This window comes from Martelella sp., assembly GCF_984369615.1.
Genome location: NZ_CFHTCS010000366.1, coordinates 1 through 4,223 on the forward strand (window position 1 = coordinate 1; position 4,223 = coordinate 4,223).

Here is a 4,223-nt window from a genome sequence, read left to right on the forward strand (position 1 = left end):
ATCATGCTTTCGGTGGCGACGCCCCAGCCGATGCCCTGGACCCGTCCCCTGATTTCCACCGAGCGATCGGCCATCACATAGACGGAGGCGCAGGCGCCCGCGGGCAGGTTCTTCAGTTCCGCCTCGCGGTAGAGCGCTGTCGCGAACCACTGGCCGGTATTGACGAGGGTGAAGAGCGGCGCGCCGGAAACGACGAACTGGCCGCTCGAGAACTTCAGCCCGACCACCCTTCCGTCATGCGGCGAAAAGATCTTCGTATTGGCGAGGTTGTGCTTGGCGAGGTCGAGCGCAGCGCGGCGGGCCTCGATCACCGCAAGCGTCTCCTCCGGCGTGGAGATCAGCGCGTCGGCGGCCTTGGATTGCTGCAAGGCCTGTTCAAGGGAAACCTCCGCGTCGCGCTTTGCCGTGCGCGCGTCCTGCACCTGCTGGTCGGTGACATAGCCCTTGGGCTGCAGCGGCAACAGGCGCTCCAGCGTTTCGTTGGCCAGTTCCAGATTGGCGCGCGCGCGTTCGATCTGCTGGACGGCGATCTGGGCGTTGGCGGTCTCGGCGGCGATGCTGCGCTGCTGACTATCGTAGAGGGCCTCCGCCGCCTTCAGTTCTGCTTCCGCCTGGGCCACCAGAAGGCGGTAGGAGTCATCCTCCAGCGTGAAGAGAAGATCGCCCTTCTTCACCGCCTCGTTTTCCGACACATGGATCTCGGCGATCCGGCCCGGCACGGTGGCCGAGATCTGCGTGATCGGCGCGGTCAGCGTCGCGTCCTGCGACAGGATGTTCGCGTCCATCCGCGTCATATGCGTCCATCCGAGATAGAGGGTCGCGCCGATGACGATGACCGGGATGAGGGCGACAAGCTTGGCCTTGGTGCTCAACATGGTTTAGCGCCCGAACAGAAGGATTGACGAGGCGAGACCGATGGCGATCGCCAGGAACAGGTAGACCACGACCCGAAGCGGCATCACCGCATCGATGCCGGCCTTGATGAAGATCAGCCGAATGATGACGGAGCCGAAAATGCCGATCAGCGAACAGGCGATCCAGGAGGGGAAATAGGCCCCGAAGAAGGGAATGACCGGGCCGCGTTCGCTCATGCCGCAGGACGCGAGCAGCAACGGCCCAAACAGAACAAAACCCGCTTTACGCAACACACGCACGCCCCGCACTTGACCCTCTTTGTTTGTCGTTTTCCATCCCGGCTTCGGCGGGCAGTGTCCCCTACAGCGACAGCCGGTGTCAACCAAGACCGGCTGTCAGGCTTAACAGCCGTCCCGGATCAGAACCGGAAAGTCAGTCCGAGCGTCGGTCCCTGCATATCGATGTCGAGCAGATGTCCGTCCCGGTCATAATCGACGGAAAGGTATTTGTAGCCGAGCGACACGGCCGTGGCAGAGGACACGTCGTACGTGACCGCGCCCATGGCCTGCCAGGTGAGATCCGAACCCCAGGAGGCGCCTCCGATGTCGGCCTGGCCGACAAACCCGAATCCTTTGCCGAAATCATATTCCAGACGCGCGCCGACGGCCGGATCAACCCAGCCGAAATCGCTCCTGGCCTGATAGGTGTATGGCGTGCCGGGGATGGCGGCCGAAACATCGGCCCATGCCCTGAAGACGCGCACGCCGGCAAGCGCGTCGAGCGCGAGGCGTTCCGTGTCGGCCAGGCGGTAGGTGCCGAACAGCGCGGCATTGAAGAGCTTGGTGTCGAGGTTGACGTTGACGCCCGGCACTGGGCCGAAGCCCGGAAGCGTGACCGGACCGGTGGCGTGGTCTTCGCGGGTGTCGACATACATCACGTCCGCATAGGCGCCGAACCTGCCGTTTGTCGCATGGAAATTGACGAAGCCGGCAAGGTTGAGCTCCTCCAGGATTTCGGAAAAGCTGCGCTCGACCCTGACGGTCGGCGCGCTGCTGAAAGGCGAGACCTTACCGGAAAGGCCCGCCCCCCAGATGTAGGGCGTCAGTTCAAACGACCAGCCGTTGGCAAGCGCGGGTATCGCCGGCTGCGGGGCCGGGGGCGCGACCGGGTCGGCCGCGAATGTCTTGCCGGTAAGGCCGGCCGCTGCCGCGGCTGCGAGAAGGAGAGTTACGGCAGGTGCGCGCATGCTGTGCTCCTAGGCAAGCGTGTTCTTGAAGAAGCGGCCGTCCTTCATGATGACCGCCATGTTGTCGGGATCGGCGATCAGCGAAATATCCTCGAGCGGATTGCCGTCGATCAGCAGCATGTCGGCAAAGGCACCGGCCTCGATCACGCCGATCCGCCCGCGATAGGGATTGCGCTCGCCGGAGAGCTGCAGGAGTTCGCCGGTCCGGCTGGTGGCCATTTTCAGCACCGTCGCAGGGGAGAACCACTCGGCGAGCTTGGCGAGCTGACGCCCCTGCGAATTCGTCTTGGCCGGATTGAACAGGATATCCGTGCCCCAGACCATTCGCTCGATGTTGAACCTCTCGGCCCATTCGAAGCAGCGCACCGTGCCCTCGGCGATGTTGCGCTGGTCCTGGCGCTGCTGTTCTGTGCCCTGCGGGTTGGAATCCTCGTCTGCAAGGAAGGGCTGGATGCTCCACCACGTTCCCGTGTCGATGATCATGCGCACGGTCTCCTCGTCGGCGAGCTGGCCGTGTTCGATACAGGCGACGCCGTTTTCGATCGAGCGCCTGATGCCTTCGGCGGTGTAGACATGGGCGCAGACATAGGTGCCCCAGTCCCTGGTTGCCTGCACCGCAGCCCGGATTTCATCCGGCGTGAACTGCAGGCTGGGGATAGGGTCATATTGCGAGGACACGCCGCCGCCGGTCATGATCTTGATCTGGCTGGCGCCGAGCATCAGTTGCTCGCGCACCCGGTTCAGGACCTGCGGCACGCCGTTGGCGATCGAGGAAATGCCGGCCTCCTCCGCATGGCTGAGATTGGTCTGGTCGGAGGCGGGTATCTCATAGGGCAAGCGGAAATCACCGTGCCCGGAGGTCTGGGTGATCATCGCGCCGGCCGGGTAGATGCGCGGGCCGATGGCCTTGCCGCCGTCGATCGCGCGTTTGAGCGCAAAGGCGGGGCCGCCGACATCGCGCACCGTCGTGAAGCCGCGCATCAGCGTCTTTTCCGATTCGGCGGCCGCCACCAGGTGGACGTAGGGCACCTGGGCGGTCATTGCCGTCTGCATCGGGATGGCGCAGAGCAGCGAATGCCAATGCGCGTCGATCAGCCCCGGCATCAGCACGCGGTTGCCGCAATCGACGATATCGGCGTCTGCGACATCTTCCGCGAGAGGAACGAGGGCCTTGATCCGGCCGCCGCTGACAAGCACGTTCCTGCCTTCGATGAGTGCGTCGGAAAGGCCGTCGAAGATGCGCACATTGGACAGAAGGACGGAACGATCATTCGCCTCGGCAAGCGACGGCATGGAGGCAAGCGCGCCGGCGGCAATCGTTGCGGCCGCCCCCTTCAGCACCGAGCGCCGGCTGAAGCCGTCCATCAGGCGTCGGTTGAGGCGGGCAAATTCCGGCGTGTGGCACGGACAGCCCGCGCCGTGGACGAGGTGCTGGTATCTTGAGCCTGCGCGCATCATATCCTCCTTTCGCTCGCGGTCATCGTCCCAACCCTTAAAGGTCATGGCCGCGTTTGCAAGGAACGGTTCCGTGAGATTTGCCCGTTCTTTCGGCCGGAAACGGGCTTTTGCGACCGGCTATTGCCCGGCGGCGCCCCGGGTCTCGGCGGTCGCGGCGGGGTTGGCCGTGCGGCCCACGGCATCGAGGAAGCGGGCGCCGGGACGCCTTGCCATGCTGCCGAGTTCGGTATCCTCGTCGAGCTCGGGATAGATCGCCGCAAGGGCGGCATAGCGGCTGTGGTTGAGCGCATCGCGCGACGAAACCGAGGAAATGTCGACGAGTGCGACATTCTTCCTCTCAGCCATCTCCAGCACCTCCGGATCGGTAATATCGAGCTGGCCGGCGCGCTGGCGGTTGCCCTGGATGAAGCGGGAAAAGCCGAGCGCGCGGTCGTCGCCGGAGACCATCACCAGAAGCGGCGGATCAAGCGGGCCGATCACGTCCACCTGTGCGGCAAACACGTCCTCGTCGATATCGGGAGCGGCGAGGATGACATTGAGCTTGCCGAGCGCCCTGCGGTTGTCCTCCAGGCTCAGCTGCCTGAGCGCTTCCATGGTCAGCCAGCCGCCCATGCTGTGGCCGAAAAGCATGGCCGAGCGCACGCTGGAAAGCGCCGTGACCTGG

Annotated in this window: 5 protein-coding genes; all 5 read right to left on the bottom strand. The window is 64.5% G+C overall.

All coding sequences use genetic code 11. The annotated features are described in order from the left end of the window. A partial coding sequence (locus tag AC5DC2_RS20280; protein WP_491699786.1) for an HlyD family secretion protein occupies positions 1–875 on the bottom strand: 875 nt, incomplete at its 3' end. Positions 876–878: 3 nt separating this feature from the next. Continuing rightward, positions 879–1,091, bottom strand: coding sequence for a YtcA family lipoprotein (locus AC5DC2_RS20285; protein ID WP_051423990.1), 213 nt, complete (start codon positions 1,089–1,091; stop codon positions 879–881). A gap of 182 nt (positions 1,092–1,273) precedes the next feature. Beyond that, entirely contained in the window at positions 1,274–2,101 is an 828-nt protein-coding gene (locus AC5DC2_RS20290) for a porin family protein (protein ID WP_491699787.1), read from the bottom strand. Positions 2,102–2,110: 9 nt separating this feature from the next. Further along, complete coding sequence (locus tag AC5DC2_RS20295; RefSeq protein ID WP_491699788.1) at positions 2,111–3,559, bottom strand: metal-dependent hydrolase family protein; 1,449 nt, start codon at positions 3,557–3,559, stop codon at positions 2,111–2,113. Positions 3,560–3,676: 117 nt separating this feature from the next. Further along, positions 3,677–4,223 (bottom strand): alpha/beta hydrolase (locus AC5DC2_RS20300; RefSeq protein WP_491699789.1); only part of this gene is annotated, 547 nt, incomplete at its 5' end.

Bases quoted from the DNA above. Each gene is read 5' to 3' on its own strand.
- AC5DC2_RS20285 (WP_051423990.1), bottom strand. From the start codon at position 1,091: ATGAGCGAACGCGGCCCGGTCATTCCCTTCTTCGGGGCCTATTTCCCC.
- AC5DC2_RS20295 (WP_491699788.1), bottom strand. From the start codon at position 3,559: ATGATGCGCGCAGGCTCAAGATACCAGCACCTCGTCCACGGCGCGGGC.
- AC5DC2_RS20290 (WP_491699787.1), bottom strand. From the start codon at position 2,101: ATGCGCGCACCTGCCGTAACTCTCCTTCTCGCAGCCGCGGCAGCGGCC.